This is a genomic window from Halorarius halobius (assembly GCF_024298865.1).
In the GTDB taxonomy this organism is placed as follows: Archaea; Halobacteriota; Halobacteria; order Halobacteriales; family Haloarculaceae; genus Halorarius; species Halorarius halobius.
Map to the genome: position 1 here is coordinate 3,469,649 of NZ_CP101161.1, position 16,761 is coordinate 3,486,409.

The 16,761-nt window shown below is 67.7% G+C and carries 13 protein-coding genes and 1 pseudogene; 9 read left to right on the plus strand and 5 right to left on the minus strand.

Going from position 1 to position 16,761, the window contains the following annotated elements; translation table 11 throughout:
* Positions 1–597 precede the first annotated feature (597 nt).
* Entirely contained in the window at positions 598–1,470 is an 873-nt protein-coding gene (locus NL112_RS18300; protein ID WP_255150286.1) for a CPBP family intramembrane glutamic endopeptidase, read from the plus strand.
* Here the strand turns inward: NL112_RS18300 and NL112_RS18305 are convergent, their stop codons facing one another.
* Complete coding sequence (locus NL112_RS18305; RefSeq protein WP_255150287.1) at positions 1,471–2,841, minus strand: adenylosuccinate synthase; 1,371 nt, start codon at positions 2,839–2,841, stop codon at positions 1,471–1,473.
* A 172-nt stretch (positions 2,842–3,013) separates the two neighbouring features.
* On the opposite strand from NL112_RS18305, the gene NL112_RS18310 reads away from it, so the two are divergent.
* Positions 3,014–3,319: a hypothetical protein gene (locus NL112_RS18310; protein WP_255150288.1), complete on the plus strand. Its 306-nt coding sequence runs from the start codon at positions 3,014–3,016 to the stop codon at positions 3,317–3,319.
* On the opposite strand, the gene NL112_RS18315 is transcribed toward NL112_RS18310, so the two are convergent.
* On the minus strand, positions 3,316–5,466 hold the full coding sequence (locus tag NL112_RS18315) for a DUF7527 domain-containing protein (RefSeq protein ID WP_255150289.1): 2,151 nt from the start codon (positions 5,464–5,466) through the stop codon (positions 3,316–3,318). The two genes, NL112_RS18310 and NL112_RS18315, sit on opposite strands and share 4 nt — an antisense overlap.
* Before the next feature lie 146 nt (positions 5,467–5,612).
* Here NL112_RS18315 and NL112_RS18320 point away from each other — a divergent pair, with 146 nt between their 5' ends.
* Positions 5,613–5,819, plus strand: coding sequence for a hypothetical protein (locus NL112_RS18320; protein WP_255150290.1), 207 nt, complete (start codon positions 5,613–5,615; stop codon positions 5,817–5,819).
* A gap of 34 nt (positions 5,820–5,853) precedes the next feature.
* Here NL112_RS18320 and NL112_RS18325 read toward each other — a convergent pair whose 3' ends face one another.
* Positions 5,854–6,426, minus strand: a complete 573-nt coding sequence (locus NL112_RS18325; protein WP_255150291.1) for a thioredoxin family protein — start codon at positions 6,424–6,426, stop codon at positions 5,854–5,856.
* Between the two features lie 94 nt (positions 6,427–6,520).
* Here NL112_RS18325 and NL112_RS18330 point away from each other — a divergent pair, with 94 nt between their 5' ends.
* Positions 6,521–8,332, plus strand: a complete 1,812-nt coding sequence (locus NL112_RS18330) for an LEA type 2 family protein (protein ID WP_255150292.1) — start codon at positions 6,521–6,523, stop codon at positions 8,330–8,332.
* Here NL112_RS18330 and NL112_RS18335 read toward each other — a convergent pair.
* Together NL112_RS18335 and NL112_RS18340 are read right to left on the minus strand one after the other, a co-directional pair.
* On the minus strand, positions 8,329–9,597 hold the full coding sequence (locus tag NL112_RS18335; protein WP_255150293.1) for an MFS transporter: 1,269 nt from the start codon (positions 9,595–9,597) through the stop codon (positions 8,329–8,331). The two genes, NL112_RS18330 and NL112_RS18335, sit on opposite strands and share 4 nt — an antisense overlap.
* Before the next feature lie 33 nt (positions 9,598–9,630).
* The gene (locus tag NL112_RS18340; protein ID WP_255150294.1) at positions 9,631–9,819 is read right to left on the minus strand and encodes a DUF7317 family protein; all 189 of its coding nucleotides are present in this window, start codon (positions 9,817–9,819) and stop codon (positions 9,631–9,633) included.
* Positions 9,820–9,990: 171 nt separating this feature from the next.
* Between NL112_RS18340 and NL112_RS18345 the strand changes: the two genes are divergently transcribed.
* The 5 genes and pseudogenes from NL112_RS18345 to NL112_RS18365 all read left to right on the plus strand — a co-directional run bounded on the left by NL112_RS18345 (position 9,991) and on the right by NL112_RS18365 (position 16,760).
* Entirely contained in the window at positions 9,991–10,479 is a 489-nt protein-coding gene (locus NL112_RS18345; RefSeq protein WP_255150295.1) for an Lrp/AsnC family transcriptional regulator, read from the plus strand.
* The gene (locus NL112_RS18350) at positions 10,476–11,636 is read left to right on the plus strand and encodes a pyridoxal phosphate-dependent aminotransferase (RefSeq protein WP_255150296.1); all 1,161 of its coding nucleotides are present in this window, start codon (positions 10,476–10,478) and stop codon (positions 11,634–11,636) included. The genes NL112_RS18345 and NL112_RS18350 overlap by 4 nt, the downstream gene beginning before the upstream one ends.
* Positions 11,637–11,872: 236 nt before the next feature.
* Positions 11,873–14,125: pseudogene (locus NL112_RS18355) on the plus strand (type II/IV secretion system ATPase subunit); the annotation flags it as partial.
* Positions 14,126–14,130: 5 nt separating this feature from the next.
* Positions 14,131–16,155 carry a type II secretion system F family protein gene (locus NL112_RS18360; RefSeq protein WP_255150298.1) on the plus strand — a complete coding sequence of 675 codons (2,025 nt, stop codon included), beginning with the start codon at positions 14,131–14,133 and terminating at the stop codon, positions 16,153–16,155.
* Positions 16,152–16,760: a DUF7287 family protein gene (locus NL112_RS18365; protein WP_255150299.1), complete on the plus strand. Its 609-nt coding sequence runs from the start codon at positions 16,152–16,154 to the stop codon at positions 16,758–16,760. The genes NL112_RS18360 and NL112_RS18365 overlap by 4 nt, the downstream gene beginning before the upstream one ends.
* Position 16,761 lies beyond the last annotated feature (1 nt).

Genomic DNA, 16,761 nt, shown 5'->3' on the forward strand with positions numbered 1-16,761 from the left:
CGCACGCAGATCGAACGACGGAACGCGATTGAACGCCTCGACGACCTCCAGCGGGAGTTCGAGCACCGACTGTCCGCCGGCGGCGACCGAGACGACGGCCGCGTCGTCGACCAGCCGGACGGGGACGGGAATCGCCGCGGCGTGACTCCCAGCTCCTTCTGGGTCCATCGGCGGCTCCCCGGGCGGAACGACGACCGTCCGACGGGCGGGCGTCGGCTCGTCCGGGGAGACGCGCCGACTCTCTATCTCCACGTCCAGCGGGTACTGGTAGCTGTCGGCCTCGGCGCCGGAGACGTCGACGACGAGGAACTGGTCGTCGGCCGCGCGGACCGTCGCCCAGGGGCCGTTGTCGAACGCGACCAGTTTCCGGAGCCGGGGGTTCGAGACCGATAGCTCGGGACGCCCCGACGTCAGGCGGCCGAGACAGCCGGCGGTCGAGACCGCGGCAGCCCCGGCGCTCGCGAGGAGGGCTCTGCGCCGTGGGGACCACATGGGCGGCGCGTGGCCGGTCGATGGGCAAATGCTTTCTGGCGCGACTGGCCCCGATAACCACCACCTTGTTAACAATTCCCGTTGACAGTACGGGCGATTACAGCTATGGGGGACGGGGATTCAGACGTAGCGACACGGTGGCCGCCGACGTTCGACCGGGGGGCGTGGGCGGCCGTCGCGCTCGTCGTCGCGTTCGCGGCGTGGGTGGTGGTATCGAACACGGTTCTGGTGCGACTGCTCGGTCCCGACCCCGCGGTTCTCTCGGAGCGCGCACTCGGGGTCGTCTCCTCGACGGTCCAGATAGCCATCGCCGTGGCGTTCCTTCGGTACGAGGGTGTCCGCCTCCGCGACGTCGGGCTCTCGAAGCGGCTGGTGGTGCCCGCAGTGGTCGCCGTTCTCGGGGTGGTGGTCGCCGCGAACGCCGCCGTCGCAACGCTCGTCGTGGCCGGGGGGCAAGGGGTGAGGGTCGAACCGTTCGTCCTCCTGTCGGCGCTCCCGCGGGAGTACTCGGCCGGCGAGGTGGCAGTCACCGCCGTCTACTACTGGCTGTTCGTCGGGGTCGCCGAGGAGCTCGCGTTCCGCGGCTACCTCCAGAACAAACTGACGGCGCTGCTCGACGGCTGGGGCGACCCACTCCGGACCGCGCTTGCCGTCGTGACGGCGGCAGTCGCCTTCTCGCTACTGCACGCGCCCACCATCCTGCTGGTCGACCGGGCGTCGCTCGGCGGGTTGGTCGGCGGGCTCCTCGTCACGGGCCTCTCCGGTGTCGCCTTCGGGGCCATCTACGTCCTGACCCGGAACCTGCTTCTGGTGGCGCTGTTGCACGGCATCGGCGACTTCTGGCCGCTGTTCGTGGAGCCCGCGGGGAGCTGGCCCAACTGGGTGCTCCTCGTCGTGTTGTACGCGGTGCTGGTCGTCGCGTACAGGGGATGGGCCGAACGGACGCCACGACCCACCCCGGGCGTGGGGGCAGACTGACTACGTCCAGACGTCCTCGACGACGACCGTCTGCTCGCGGCCGGGGCCGACCCCGACACAGTAGATGGGGACGTCGAGTTCGTCGCTGACGTACTCGAGGTAGGTACGGGCGTTCTCGGGGAGGGCGTCGTACCCCTCCTGGGCGACCTGCTCGGCGTCGAACTCCGGCCAGCCGTCGAACGTCCGCAGGTTCGCCTCGCATCGGCCCCACTTCTCGGTCGTCGCGGGCATCGTCGTCGTCTCCTCGCCGTCGAGCGTGTACGAGTGGCCGACCTTGACCTCGTCGAGGCCCGCGAGCACGTCGACGTGGTTCACGGCGAGGCCGGTGAACCCGTTGACACGGGCGGCGTGGCGGAGCATCGGGATGTCGAGCCAGCCGACGCGCCGGGGCCGGCCGGTGACGGTGCCGTACTCGCCCCCCTCGTCGCGGATGTACGTGGCCAGCGCCTGGCCCGTCTCGGAGGTGTCTCCCCCCTCGGGCGGCGTCTGCCCCTCTACGTGGCCGAGTTCGGTCGGGAGCGGACCGGTCCCTACCCGGGAGAGATACCCTTTCACGATGCCGACGACCTCACCCTGGCCGACGACGGTGGGGCCCACACCGGAGCCGACGGCGGCCGCGCCGGCCGTCGGATTCGACGAGGTGACGTACGGGTAGATGCCGTGGTCGATGTCGATGGAAGTGCCCTGTGCCCCCTCGAACATGACGTTCTCGTCGCGGTCGAGGTGGGACTGCAGGAACGCGCCGGCGTCGACGGTCATCTCCTCGTCGGCGAGTCGCTCGCCGAGCGCACGGTACTCCTCGAACAGTTCGTCGACGTCGAAGGCTCCCTCGAACCGGTCGGCGTCGGGGTCGGCGCCGAAGTTCTCGACGAGGCTCCGCTTGTGCGGGACGGCGTACTCCAGCCGGTCCCGGAGCACATCGGGGTCGAGGAGGTCGCCGACACGGACGCCACGGCGGCCGGCCTTGTCCTCGTAGGTCGGACCGATGCCGCGACCGGTCGTGCCCGCCGCGAGGTCGTCCTTGGCGTCCTCCTCGATGCCGTCCAAGACCCGGTGGTACGGCATGATGACGTGGGCGCGTTCCGCGACCCGGACGTCCGGGTCGAGCCCGCGCTCGCGGAGCGTGTCGAGTTCGTCGAACAGCGTGGTCGGGTTGACGACACAGCCGTTGCCGAGGACTCCGGTCTTCCCCCGGACGGCCCCCGACGGAACCAGCGAGAGCTTGTACTCCTCGCCCTCGTGGACGACAGTGTGCCCGGCGTTGTCGCCGCCCTGATAGCGGACGACGACGTCGGCGGCGTCGCCGTAGACGTCGACGATGCCCCCCTTCCCTTCGTCGCCGAGTTGCGCACCGACGATGGTGACGGTCATTTTTACGGTGGGTGTTCCGAGTGTCCCGGTAAACCGATTTCGGTCCACCGCCGAGCGCCCGGTAACGTGCCACAAGGTACTTAAATGACGGTCGTGAACCACTCTCAGTACCTCCTGACGCTCCACACTTAGGGCAACCTTTAAAAGTAGCCAACACAAGTTAACAAATGCCATGATAGACAGGCTTGAGAAAGAGGTCGATATGCTCGAGCGCCATCTCCAGGTCCTGAAGATGGTCATCGAGAACGAGCCTATCGGCATCGTGAAGATGTCCAACGAGACCGGCTACCCGCACCACAAGGTCCGCTACTCGCTGCGCGTTCTGGAGGAGGAGAACCTCATCGAGCCGTCGAGCCAGGGTGCTATCACCACCGAGACCACCGCGGAGTTCGTCGGCGACCTCGACGAGAAGATCGACGACATCGTCGACAAGCTCGAGGGCATGAAGATCGACGACGTCCCCGAAATCGAGTCCTAAAGGTCCGGCACCGAGAGGTGGAACGTCTCTTCTCGCGACTCCACCAGCCCCAGGTGGTAGCCGCGCTTGCGGGATATCTTCACGTAGCTCCGCCGCTTGTCACGGGAGAGCAGACTGCCGCTCGTCGCCTCGCGAGCCGTCTCCAGCGACTCCGGCGAGAAGAACGCCGACGTGACCGAGAAGACACCCGACAGCGACGACTCGTCGGTCGCCACGTCGGTCGCGTCCGTCACCAGCGACCCCATCGACGTCTCGGTGACGGGGTCGCGTGACCGCTCGAGGCGGGCCACCACCAGCGGGTCGCCCATCCGGTCGCGGCAGACCACGTCGAAGCTGGCGTCGCGGTCGCCCTCCTCGTCGGTGACGGTCACCGAGCCGTCGAGTTCGATGCGGTCTATCTCGGGCAGGACGTCGTACAGTTCCCGGAGCCCGTCGGCGGCTCCAGTCTCGCGTATCTCGACCACGAGCGTCGTGACCAGCCACTCCGCGAACCGGTACTGGAGCGTGCCGGTCAGCCACGAGTCGAACGCCTCGCCCTCGACGGTCGCGTTCTCGGACTCGAACTTGGTGTGGTCGGCCAACTGGAGGTTCTCCCGCAGGTCTTCGACGGCGCCGGAGCCGTCGTGGACGTCTTCGACGGTGGTCCGCCCCTTCGAGTCGTAGCGGACGAACAAGTTCGTCCCCGCCAGCGCCTCCGCGACCGACAGCGACGGGCCGCCCTCCGACGCCTCGCCTTCCAGGTCGGCGACCCGCGCCCGGAGTTCCTCGACCGTCGCCGCGAGGTCGTCCCGCTCGTCGCGGACCGACGCCAACTGCTCGCGGGCGTCAGCCAGTTTCGACCGGGCCTCGCGTAGCTGTGCTCGAAGCTCCGCACGCTCCTCGTCGGCGCCGTCGGTCTCGTCGGGCGCGCCCGCCTCGTCGGCGGCAACGGCTTCCCCGGGTGAGCCCGACTCCGTGGTCGCCTCCCCGTCGTCGCTCCACGACTGCTCGGGGTCCAGCGACGGCACCGACCGCGTCTCGAGGTCCCCCACCGGCCCGCTCGCGGCGCGTGCAGTCGCCGGGTCGACAGCGTCGTCGTCCGCCGGGTCGCCGGTCGAAGACGCCGGGTCCCGCTCTTCTTCGGCCGCCGAATCGACAGACTCGTCGACCACCGGTCCCCCGGCCGCCGGGTCGCCGGCCGAGTCGGCCGCCTTGGCCTCGGGGCCGTCCATCGGCTCCTCGTCGGCGTCCGCGTCCGGGTCGTCGACCGGGTCGTCATCCGAGGCGGCGCTGTCCGCGGGCGTGCCCGCCGGCGTCGCGGCGTCGTCGGCCGTCTCCTCGTCCCCTGCGTCGGAGTCGTCCGGGGGCGACTCCTCCGGGGGCGACTCCTCCGCGCCCGCGGCATCGGGGACCGAGTTCGCGGCCGCGTCCCCGTCCGACCCGTCCGCATCGTCCACCGTCGCGGCATCGCCGGAGACGGAATCGGACTCCCCACCGCCGTCGTTCTCCGCGTCCGCCGCCGTGTCGGTCAGGGACTCGCCAGCGGCGGCACCTGCCGCACCTGCCGCCCCAGCGACGGCGCTCTCGTCGTCCGGTTCGCCGGGTATCTCCACGACGTCGATGCCGGCCGACACCACCTCGTAGATGCCGACCTCGTCGGTGAGTCGCTCGTGAGCCTCCTCTTCGGTGAGCAGGCGGCGCGCGTTGCCGATGAACGCCAGCGGCGTCGACCGACCGCTCTGGAACACGGCGTAGTAGTCGCCCGACAGCACGTTCTCCGACAGTTCGAGATAGCCCGTGAACCTGCCCTCCTCTAGCGTCTCGAGAACCTCCTCGACGGGGGTGTCCTCGGTGTAGTACTTCCCGCGGGTCTCGCCACCGGTGGCCTGCATCGCCACGAGCAGGGGGACCGACGGGTGGGGAGCGTCGTAGACGGTACCCGTCGCCTCCTCGAACTGCTCGATGTCGGCCGACACCACCTCGTCGCCGTCTCGCGTCTGCCGGTACTCGACGACGGCGACCACCCGGCCGCTCACCATGAACAGCCACGCGTCGCCCGCCGAGACGGCACCCGAGAAGTCGGCGGCCGAGAGGTCGTGCAGGCCGGCGTAGCCGTCCGAGAACGGCCGGTCGTCCCAGCCCTCCATCTCCTCGACCCAGGTCTCCATACCCGCGTCCACCGCCACGGCGAGCAAATAAGTTCCGGCCCGCGAGTCAGCGGTTTCGGAGGCGTGCGTGTCGCTCTCGCGTCACTCCGACACACGCGTCCGCGTCTCTCGTGCGGCTTATCCGTGCGTGGCGCGCCAGCCCAACTATGAACCACGCCGCGTCCCTCGGGGCCGTGTGGGCGCTCGGCCTGTTCGTCGCCGGCGCCGGCAGTACGCTCGACAGCCTCCTGATAACCTCGGTCGGGCTACTCGCAGTCTCGCTGATGCTCGCCACCGGCGTCGCCGTCTGGACGACCGACCTGCTCGACGGGCCACCGGGGCCGGCCGGCCGACCCGACCACGTCGAGAAGTAGTCGCCGCCGCCCGCTCCCGACCGTCCGCCCTGCCTCACTCGTCGCGCCACTTTATCGAACAGCCACGCGAGGGCTCGTCGTCGAGCGACACCGCCTCGCCGGCCAGCACCGCGTCGATGGCCTGCCGCATCTCGAACCCCGGTTCGCCCGACGGCTCGTCGTCGGGGTTCATCGCGTCGTCGAGACGGCCGTGGTACGCCAGCGTCCATGTCCCACCATCTTGGGCGAACAGGAACGGGTCCGGGGTACAGACCGCGCCGTACGCGCGGGCCACGTCGCTGGTGTCGTCGAGCAGGTAGGCGTCGTACGCGACGGTGCCGTCGTCGACCAACTCGCACATCCGCTCGTAGGAGTCCTCGGGGTACGCCTCGGGGTCGTTGGGGTTGATGCCGACGACCGCACAGTCGTCGTAGTCGGCGGCGATGGCGTTCAGCGCGTCGAACTTCGCCTTCGCGTACGGGCAGTGGTTGCACGTGAACACGACCAGCAGGGCGTCGTTGTCCCCGAAGGAGTCGGGCGAGTACGTCGCGCCGTCCGTCCCGGTCAGCGAGAAGTCGGGCGCGGTGTCGCCACGCGTCAACTCGGAGTCGGATTCCGTCTGGACCATACCCGTGCTACGGGCGAGAGTCGAAAAGGCGTTGCGTCACTCGGTCGACACGCGGCCACCGCACTTACACCAAGGGGGGCCGTATCGGAGCCGAATGGTCGAACGCGGCACGCTACTGAAGGCGGTCGGGGTGGCCGTGCTGCTGGCCGGGGTGGCGGGCGGGGCGTACGTCTACCAACTCGGGTCGGACTTCCAGCAGCCGCAAGTGCAGTCGGTCACCAACGAGTTCGGCACCGTCACGACCGAGACGACGGTTGTCGAGTCACACATCGTCGTCGACAACCCCAACGACCAGTCGATTCCGGGCGTCGCCACCGTCGCCTACGAGGTGCGGATGAACAGCGTGGTGATGGCCGACGGCTCGCAGGGCGGTATCGGGCTCCAGCCGGGGGAAAACCGGCTGAACGTCACCGCGGAACTCGCCAACGAGCGCGTCCCCGCCTGGTGGGTCACCCACGTCAACAGCGGCGAGCGGACGACGCTGTCCATCGACCCCTCGCTCTCGGTGTCGGCGCTCCCCATCGACACCGCGTTGCCGGCACAGAACAGCACCATCACGACCGACATCCTGGGTGCGTTCGCCCGCGAGGAGCCACGCGAGGTGACCGTCGGCGACCGCCCGATTCTCACCGTCTCCGACCAGCAAGCCCGCTGGGGAGAGGCCACCGCAGAGCAGTCGCCCATCGTCGTCACGAACCGCATCGAGAACACCCACGACGAACCCGTCCGGCTCGACGGCACCGTCTACCGCATCGAGATGAACGGCGTCGTGGTCGGCAACGGCACGACGGACGCCTCGTTCGAACTCGCACCCGGCGAGACGACCGACTTCACCGTCCGCCCGACCATCGAGACCCCACGGATGCAGGCGTGGTGGGTCAGCCACCTGCAGAACGACCAGCGGACGCGACTCTCCGTCACGGTGTACGGGCTCGTCGAGCGGAACGGCACGACCGAGCGGACGCCGCTGACGGTGTTCCGGCGGGAGGCACAAATTCGAAGCGAGTTCCTCGGCGACGGCAACGTCACCGTCGAGCGACTCGACGCCGAACGCGACGCCGTCGCGTTCACCGAACCGACGCTGACCGGCACCGAAAGCGAGTGGGGCGAGGTCGGCGAGGAGACGACCGAAATCGACACCCGCATCGTCGTCGCGAACCCCAACGAGGACGGTGTGGGCGGCCTGATTCGTCTACGACTCGACCAGCGGACGGGGATAAACGGGGTGGCCGTCGCGGACGGCGAGACGACGACCGGGTCGCTCGACTCCGGCACGAACGAGTTCACGCTGGAAAGCGAGTTCCGCCACTCGACGGTGCCCGCGTGGTGGGCGCGCCACCTGAACGGCGGCGAGCGGTCGTCGGTCGTCACCCGGACGGACGCGGTCGCGGACGTGGGCGTGACGACGCTCGACGTGGCCGTCGACGACCGCGAGCGGACGCTGACGACCGACCTGCTGGCGGGGTTCAACGACTCCACGGCCCGGCCCGTCGAGCAGGAGGGCCGGACCGTCGCCACCATCGAGGCGACGCGGGCGACGTGGGGCAACGCCACCCCGGCGGTCGCACCCATCGACAGCCGGGTGACGGTCACCAACGAGCGGGCCCGGCCCATAACCATCGAGGACATCACCTACACCGTCTCGCTGAACGACGTGGTGCTGGCGGACAACCGGACGGTCGACCGCTCGTACGAGATAGCACCGCTGTCGACCGAGACCATCCGGCCGACGTTCCGGCTCGACAACTCGCGGATGGAAGCGTGGTGGCCGACCCACGTCCGCAACGGCGAGTCGTCGGTGATGCAGACGGACGTGTACCTCACCGTCTCCTCGCCGCTCGGCGACGAGCGGGTGAAACTCGACTCGTTCAGTCAGAACCGGACCGTCGACACCGAGTTCTTCTAATCCGCCGGGGTCGGCGCGCTTCCGCTGGCGGTGACTCGTCCGAGGGCGACCGTCAGCGCCAGCGCGAGAAGCGCCGTCGCCGCGACCCCGTAGAACGCGGTTCCGACGCCGAACCGGCCGACGAGCAGGCCGAACGCCGGCGGCGCGACCGCACCCCCCGCCGAGATGCCGACCGTCATCAGCGCGAAGTTCTTGCCCACGTCACCGCGCGCCGAGGCGGCGTCCGTCAGCGTCGAGCGGCCGGGGCGGGAGACGTCGATGGTCGCCGCGAGGGGAACGACGGCGGCGACCGCCACGACGACGGGGATGGCGACGGTCCCGAGTCCCGCGGCCAGCGCCACCAGCAGGGCGTAGCCCACGACCATCGTCGGCAGGGGGCCGACGCGGTCGGTGAGGTAGCCGCCCGCGAGGATGAGGAGTGCGCCGACGCCGAGCATGACGGAGCCGACGAGGTTCGCCGTCGCCGGGGCGAGCCCGTAGCCCGCCGACAGCAACGTCGCGGCGTACGTGCGGAGGCCCCACGCGGCGACGCTGTTGACGAACCACAGCGCCGTCAACACCGGTATGACCGGCGACGCGAGAAACCCCCGGAACTCCGAGCGCACGCCGCCGGCGGCCCGACCGACGAGCGCCCGGAGCCGACGATGCCCGACTGCTCGGGGCCGGGGAAGCGGCCGGGCGTCGGGCGGGTGGGTGATCTCCCGGGAGACGCCCGCGATGACCGCGAACGAGACGGCGGCGTACAGCGCGCCGCCGACCGCGATGGCACCGAACGCGGCGCGCCAGCCGACCCCTGCGAAGTCGGCCAGCGAGACGACGGCGAAGGGCGTCGCCAGCCCGACCGCGCCCGCGAACCCGTGGACCGAGTAGGCGCGGCCGCGCTGGCCCTCGTCGGTGGCCGCCGACAGCAGGGGGTAGTGGGCCGGATGGTGGCCGGCGACGCCGACGCCCATCACGACCTGAGCGGCAAGCAGCCACTCGAAAGTGGGTGCGAGCGCGGCCATCGTACAGCCGGCGGCACCGACGACGAGCGACAGCCCGAGGACGAGTTGCCGCGAGTAGGTGTCCGAGACGTAGCCGAGCGGCAACTGCAGGAGGGTGACGACGCCGCCCAGCAAACCGACGGCCAGCCCCAGTTGGGCCGTGGTAACGCCGAACGCGGCTTCCAGAAACGGGAACGCGGGCGGCAGAAGCAGGAGGTACGCGTGGTTGACCAGGTGGGACCCGGCGACGAGCCCCACGACGCGCGACGACTCGCTTGTCACACCCGGGCGTGGACCCGGGGACCCGTAAATCCGTCAGTCCGCGGCGACCCGCTGGCGCTCGCGGACCTGCTCGGGGAGATGCTCGCCCGTCTCGATGCCGCGCCGTGCGATGCAGTCGAGCAGACGCGACTCCTCGACGCCCGCCTGCTGGGCGGCCATCTCCAGTGTGTACGTGCCGGATTCGTACAGCGACATCGCCGTCTGCAGCGCGTGCTGGTGCATACCTCCTGTTTGTATACCGGGGCATAATAAGAATATCGTGAGATTAAATATCATACCATGACACCGGGTGACGAGCAAGGTCGCGACGCGATGATTATACATGGTTCTACACGGTCACGAAAACGCCGCCTCCGTCGCAAGCGTTAACTCCGGCGTCGTCAGCGTACGCGTATGGACGAGCGCGACGAAATCCTCGAGTTGCTCCGCGAGAACGCTCGCTACTCGACGGCCGACCTCGCCCGGATGACCGGGCTCGACGAGGCCGCAGTCGAGGACACCGTCGCGGCACTCGAGGAGGAAGGGGCGGTCGTCGGCTACCGCGCGGTCGTCGACCCGGCGAAACTCGACCCCGAGCCGGTGCAGGCGCTCGTGGAGTGTAACGTGACGCTCGACCGCGAGACCTCCTACGACGACATCGCGGACCGGCTCGGCCGGTTCCCCGAAGTCGAATCCCTGCGGCTGGTGTCGGGCGACTACGACTTCGCGCTCGAAGTCGAGGCGGAGACGATGGGCGAGGTGTCCCGGTTCGTCTCCGAGAAGGTCGCTCCGGTTCCCGAAATCACCCAGACGGTCACCCATTACGTGATGGAGACGTACAAGACGAACGGCCACCTGTTCGACGAGACCCGCGAGGACGACCGGCTCTCGTACTCACCATGAGCAAGGAGACGACCCACCCGCTTGCGCCCTCGGAGCGCGTCGCGTCGGTGCCCCCCTCGGGCATCCGGAAGTTCTTCGAACTCGCCGCCGAGATGGACGACGTCATCTCGCTGGGCGTCGGGGAACCCGACTTCTCGGCGCCCTACCGGGCGCGGGAGGCGGCCATCACCTCGCTGGAGCGGGGCCAGACCTCCTACACGGCCAACCGGGGGATGCTCGAACTCCGGGAGGCCATCGCCGAGCACGTCGAGCAGTACGACCTCTCCTACGACCCGGACGACGAGATACTCGTCACCGCGGGCGCGAGCGAGGCCATCGACGTGGCGTTCCGCGCGCTGGTCGACCCCGGCGACACCGTCGCCGTCGCTCAGCCGTCGTACGTCTCGTACGAACCTGGGGTCACGTTCGCGGGCGGCGAGGTGTGTCGGGTGCCGACCCGCGCCGAGGACCGGTTCAAACTCACCCGCGACGCGCTTGAGGACGCGGGCGCCGACGAAGCGGACCTGCTGGTCTACTGCTATCCGAACAATCCGACGGGCGCGACGATGAACGAGGCGGACATGCGCGAAGTGGCGGCGTTCTGTCGCGAGCACGACCTCGGCGTGCTCGCCGACGAGATATACGCGGCGCTGACGTACGAGGGCGAGCACACCTCCATCGCCACCCTGCCGGGGATGCGCGAGCGGACCGTCGTGTTCAACGGCTTCTCGAAGGCGTACGCGATGACGGGCCTGCGGCTGGGGTACGCGCTCGGGCCGCCGGAGGTCATCGAGTCGATGAACCGCATCCACCAGTACACGATGCTGTCGGCGCCGACCACTGCCCAGCACGCGGCGCTGGAGGCGCTGGACTCCTGTGGGCCCGACGTCGAGGAGATGACCAGCCAGTACGACCGCCGGCGGAACTTCGTGCTCGCGCGCCTCGAGGAGATGGGTATCGACTGCTTCGAGGCGACGGGCGCGTTCTACGTGTTCCCCGAGTGCCCGACCGACGACGCCGCGGCGTTCGCCGAGGACCTGCTGGAGGCCGAGCAGGTGGCCGTCGTCCCGGGCGACGCGTTCGGTGCCGGCGGCGAGGACCACCTCCGGATGTCCTACGCGACGGGACTCGACGACCTCCGGGTCGCTATGGACCGCCTACAGCGGTTCGTCGGCTGACCGCGACGCGAAAGTCAGACAACGAACAGGTTCGGGCGACCCTCCATGGCTCGCCGCCCCGTCCCCCGATTAATCGGGGCTTAATCCTATCATCTCGCCGATGCGAGCACGCCGAACTGAGCGCAACCCTTTTTCCCCCGCCGCCGAATGCCGTGGTAATGGCTATCGATGACGCGGACGGCGGCGAGACTGGGGCCGACCCCCCAGCACCGGACGCGGAGTCCGACACCGACGCCGACCCGGACGCGGCATCGGAGACGCGGGTGGTCGTCGGCGAGTACACCTGGGAGGATTACAAGGAGGAGTTCTACTACGAGGAGGACGGCACCGACCCCGACGAGCCGTTCGACAAGGCCGACCACCTCGGGTTCGACCCCGAGACGTTCGACGATACGGTCGAACACGGGGCGAGCATGGGGAAGTTCGTCGACGAACTGGTCGACCGACGGACCCTCCGGGTCAGCAAGGAACTCGACGAGGACGCCTTCTTTTCGGACACGAACGGCAACACGACCATCTCGAACCGGTACGACCTCGAGAAGTCGGTTCCCCAGCCGAAGAAGAGCCACTTCGTCGAGGTGGACCGCTACTGGGTGAACAAGCCGTACGCGTTCGTCGTCATCTTCCACTCCGAGAAGGAAAACGAGAACAAGTACTACCTCATCGAGCCGCATCTGACCCCAATCGAGGACGACCTCCGGGAGTTCCTCTCGGGGAAGCTGAAGACGGCCATCAAGTACTCCAGCGACGAGGTGGTCGTCGAGGGGGGCGAAGAGGCCCGCGCGGGCGTCATCGAACGGGAGACGCGGAACCTGCTGAAGCGGTACGACCTCTACGAGAACGGGTCGGAACCGTCCGGCGAGGGAGGCGACGACGCCGGCATGATGGACCGCCTGAAGGAGATGGTCGGCATGGCCGAGGACGGCGAGGAGACGGAGCTACAGCGACGCCTCGCCGGCATCGAGGCCCGCCCCGAGCCGGCGCTCATCGAGGAGGACAGCAAGACGCTCTCGGAGTACCAGATAGAGAAACTGCTGTACCTGCTGAAACGCGACTTCATCGGGTTCGAGCGCATCGACGGCATCAAACACGACATCAACGTCGAGGACATCTCCTGTGACGGCTACAACTCGCCGGTCTTCGTCTACCACTCCGACCACGAGCAGGTCATCACGAACGTCTACCACGGCGAGGAGGAACTCGACGAGTTCGTCGTGAAACTCGCCCAGCGGTCCGGGAAGGGCATCTCGAAGCGGTCGCCGCAGGTCGACGCCACCCTGCCGGACGGCTCGCGGGCGCAGTTGACGCTCGGCGAGGAAGTGTCAGACCACGGGACAAACTACACCATCCGGCAGTTCAAGGACGTCCCGTTCACGCCAGTCGACCTCGTGAACTGGAACACGTTCTCGCTGGAGGAGATGGCGTTCCTCTGGCTCTGCATCGAGAACAACAAGAGCCTCATCTTCGCCGGCGGCACCGCCTCGGGGAAGACCACCTCGCTGAACGCCGTCTCGCTGTTCATCCCCTCGAAGGCGAAAATCGTCTCCATCGAGGACACCCGCGAGGTGGAGTTGCCCCAGCGCAACTGGGTCGCGAGCGTCACCCGGCCCTCCTTCTCGGACGACGACAAGGGCGACATCGACGAGTTCGACCTGCTGGAGGCCGCGCTCCGTCAGCGGCCGGAGTACATCGTGATGGGCGAGATACGTGGCGAGGAGGGCCGCACGCTGTTCCAGGTCATGTCGACGGGTCACACGACGCTGACGACGTTCCACGCCGACTCCGTCGGCGAGGTCATCAAGCGGTTCACCACCGACCCCATCAACGTCTCGAAGACGATGTTCACCGCCCTGGACCTGGTGTCCATCCAGACGCAGACCCGCGTGAGCGGCCACAAGGTCCGGCGCAACAAGGCGCTGACCGAAATCAACCACTACGACCCCGAGAACGACGAAATCAACGTCCAGGACGTCTACCAGTGGCAGGCCGAGACCGACGAGTTCCTGAAGATGGGCCAGTCGAACACCTTAGAGGAGATAATGTTCGACCGCGGGTGGTCGCCCGAGCGGCTCGACCGGGAGATTTTCGAACGACAGCTCGTGCTCGCGTATCTCATCCAGAACGGCCTGAACACCTACACGCAGGTCGCGGCGACGCTTCAGGCGTTCATCAACGACCAGGAGTCGATACTGACGATCATCGCCAACGGCGAACTCGAGCGGTCGCTGGAGGACCTCCGGGAGATGGAGTCTGTCGAGATCGACATCGACCCCGAGAAGGAGGAGATGGTACCCCGACCGGACCCCGGCGAGACGATGCTCGAGGAGACCGCGAACATCCTCGATGACGGCGCGGAGATGCTGACGGAGTACCGGGGCGAACAGACCGAGGGCATCGCGGGTGTCCTGGACATCCAGACCGACGAGGACGTCGACCCCGGCGAGAGCGAGGACGACGACATCGACCTCGGCGGGTTCGACTTCGACGGGGGGCGATGAGCCTCCGTACCACCGACGAGTCAGGTGGGTTCGGCGCCGACGCCAGCGGACTGTCGGACGCCTTCTACCCCCTCTTTCAGCGACTGTTCGACGAGGACGGCGACTTCGTCGGCAACGTCGAGCGGAAGCTCGCGGAGTCGCGGATGCCCGAGACGGTCGAAATCTACCTCTCGCGGGCGCTGGCTATCGGCGTCATCGCGGGCACGGTGCTCTGGCTTCTGGGGACGGGAATCGGCTGGCTCGTCTTCCAGTTCGTCGTCACGGAGCCACCCACCCTGTTGAGTCTCCCGCTGTCCTCGCCGGTAGTCGCCTTCCTCGACAGCATCAAGGTCCCCGCACTCATCTTCATCACGGGCCTGGTGTTCGGCTCCATCGGGTTCGGCCTCGGCTTCGGCTCGATGGTGGCGGTGCCGTACTTCCGGGCCGACGCTCGGAAACGCGAGATAAACGTCCTGCTGTCCGACTCCGTCTCGTTCATGTACGCACTGTCCGTCGGCGGGCTGAATCAACTGGAGATACTGCAGGCGATGGCGAAAGCCGACGACACCTACGGTGAGGTGGCCCGCGAGTTCCAGTCCATCGTCCTCGAGACGGACTACTTCGACACCGACTACCGGACGGCCATCCGCAACCAGGCGCTCCAGACCCCCTCCGACGAGTTGAGCCAGTTCCTCACCGACATGCTCTCCATCATCAACTCGGGCGGGGACATGGAAGCGTTCCTGGAAGACCAGAAGGAGAAGCACATGCGCACCTCCAAACAGGAACAGGAGATGGTACTGGAGACGCTGGAGCTGTTCGGCGAGATGTTCATGACGCTGTCGCTGTTCCCGCTCCTGCTCATCATCATCCTCGTCATCATGTCGATGCTCGGGGAGGCACAGACGTTCCTGCTGTACGGGACCGTCTACGGCCTGATTCCGCTCATCGGTGCCGGCTTCCTCGTCCTGGTCTCGACCGTCGTACAGGACGAGGTGGGCGACGGCTACCTCCAGCCCGACGACGACTCGGAGCTACGCCGCGAGGAAGGGAAGATGTTCGACCTCGGGCTGGTCGAAAGCTACGAGGGGACGTGGTCGGTGTTCGACCGCATCAAGTCCCGCGAGGGGAACTACGAGACGAAGAAGCTCCTGAAGCGGCCCCACATCTTCTTCCGGGACCACCCGCTTACCATCCTCGCGTTGACCGTGCCGACTTCGCTGGTCCTGCTCGGGTTCGTCGTCGCCGGGGGGCTCGCGCCCGCCTCCTGGGAGGGGATGAAGAACAACCCCATCGGGGGGTCGTTCTTCTGGATATATCTGCCGCTGTACGTCAACGGCATCCCGCTGATGGTGTTCCGGGAGTGGAACGTCCGGTCGCGCCGCGGCATCACGAAGAACCTCTCGGACAACCTCCGGAAGCTCTCGTCGGCCAACGACACCGGGATGACGCTTCTCGGCTCCATCCAGGTCGTCGCCGACACCTCCTCCGGGAAACTGTCCGACGAGTTCGACAAGATGCACGCGAAAGTGAACTACGGGACGAGCCTGAAGACGGCGCTCCGGGAGTTCAACAACGAGTACCACATCCCACGGCTCGCCCGCACCATCAAGCTCATCTCGAAGGCACAGGAGGCCTCCTCGCAGATTACCCAGGTGCTCTCGACCGCGGCCCAGGCGTCCGAGAACCAGGACGACATCGAACGCGACCGCAAGAGCCGGACGCGGATGCAGGTGGTCATCATCATCATGACCTACATCACCCTGCTGGGCGTGATGGCGATTCTGAAGGTGAAGTTCCTCGACGTGATGGCCGGGCTCGCCCAGCAAGCCTCCGGGAGCGGCGGAAGCGGCGGTGCCGCTGGGTTCAGCGGCGGCGTCGACACCCAGTTGCTGACCCTGCTGTTCTTCCATGCGGTCACGCTCCAGGCAATAATCTCTGGATTCATCGCCGGCTACATGCGCGACGTGTCGCTGATGGCGGGGCTGAAGTTCGCCGTCATCCTGCCGACGCTGGCGCTTCTGGTGTTCATGTTCATATGAGGGCCCAGACGACACTCGACTTCGCCATCGGCGTGAGTATCTTCCTCATCGTCGTGGTGTACGTGCTGTCGTTCGTCCCCGGGCTGTTCGCTCCGTTCGACCGGGCACAGGAGGCCGAGACGGTAGCCGCCGACCGGGTCGCATCGAACCTGGTTCAGGGACAACTGGCCACCCCCGCGGAGCCGTACCAACTGCACCGCGACTGTACGCTCGCGTTCTTCGACCCGGACCCCGACAACACCAACGACGACGGCAGTTACTCGCTGGGGAACGACTGCCTGTTCGAGGACATCGACCTGAACCCACGTGTCGCCATCGACGACACACGGAACATCAACGTCAGTATGGAGGCCGAACTGCCCGGAGAGGACCTGGACGGGAGTCCGGACGACGAGGTGGAACTGCTCTGTTTCGACGCGAACTCCGACCGAATCGTCGAGAGCGGGCCCAACGACCAGGGCGAGTGCGACATCGTCGACGGCGACGACGACTTCCTGCTGGCGACGGGGCCGCAGTTACCGGGCGACTCACGCGGCGTCGCCACCGCCCGGCGCATCGTCAGATTTCGTAACCAAACCGTCACCGTCGTGGTGCGGATGTGGTAAC

Bases quoted from the DNA above. Each gene is read 5' to 3' on its own strand.
- NL112_RS18360 (WP_255150298.1), top strand. From the start codon at position 14,131: ATGAGCCTCCGTACCACCGACGAGTCAGGTGGGTTCGGCGCCGACGCC.
- NL112_RS18305 (WP_255150287.1), bottom strand. From the start codon at position 2,841: ATGACCGTCACCATCGTCGGTGCGCAACTCGGCGACGAAGGGAAGGGG.
- NL112_RS18325 (WP_255150291.1), bottom strand. From the start codon at position 6,426: ATGGTCCAGACGGAATCCGACTCCGAGTTGACGCGTGGCGACACCGCG.
- NL112_RS18315 (WP_255150289.1), bottom strand. From the start codon at position 5,466: ATGGAGACCTGGGTCGAGGAGATGGAGGGCTGGGACGACCGGCCGTTC.
- NL112_RS18345 (WP_255150295.1), top strand. From the start codon at position 9,991: ATGGACGAGCGCGACGAAATCCTCGAGTTGCTCCGCGAGAACGCTCGC.
- NL112_RS18340 (WP_255150294.1), bottom strand. From the start codon at position 9,819: ATGCACCAGCACGCGCTGCAGACGGCGATGTCGCTGTACGAATCCGGC.
- NL112_RS18350 (WP_255150296.1), top strand. From the start codon at position 10,476: ATGAGCAAGGAGACGACCCACCCGCTTGCGCCCTCGGAGCGCGTCGCG.
- NL112_RS18320 (WP_255150290.1), top strand. From the start codon at position 5,613: ATGAACCACGCCGCGTCCCTCGGGGCCGTGTGGGCGCTCGGCCTGTTC.
- NL112_RS18310 (WP_255150288.1), top strand. From the start codon at position 3,014: ATGATAGACAGGCTTGAGAAAGAGGTCGATATGCTCGAGCGCCATCTC.
- NL112_RS18365 (WP_255150299.1), top strand. From the start codon at position 16,152: ATGAGGGCCCAGACGACACTCGACTTCGCCATCGGCGTGAGTATCTTC.
- NL112_RS18330 (WP_255150292.1), top strand. From the start codon at position 6,521: ATGGTCGAACGCGGCACGCTACTGAAGGCGGTCGGGGTGGCCGTGCTG.
- NL112_RS18300 (WP_255150286.1), top strand. From the start codon at position 598: ATGGGGGACGGGGATTCAGACGTAGCGACACGGTGGCCGCCGACGTTC.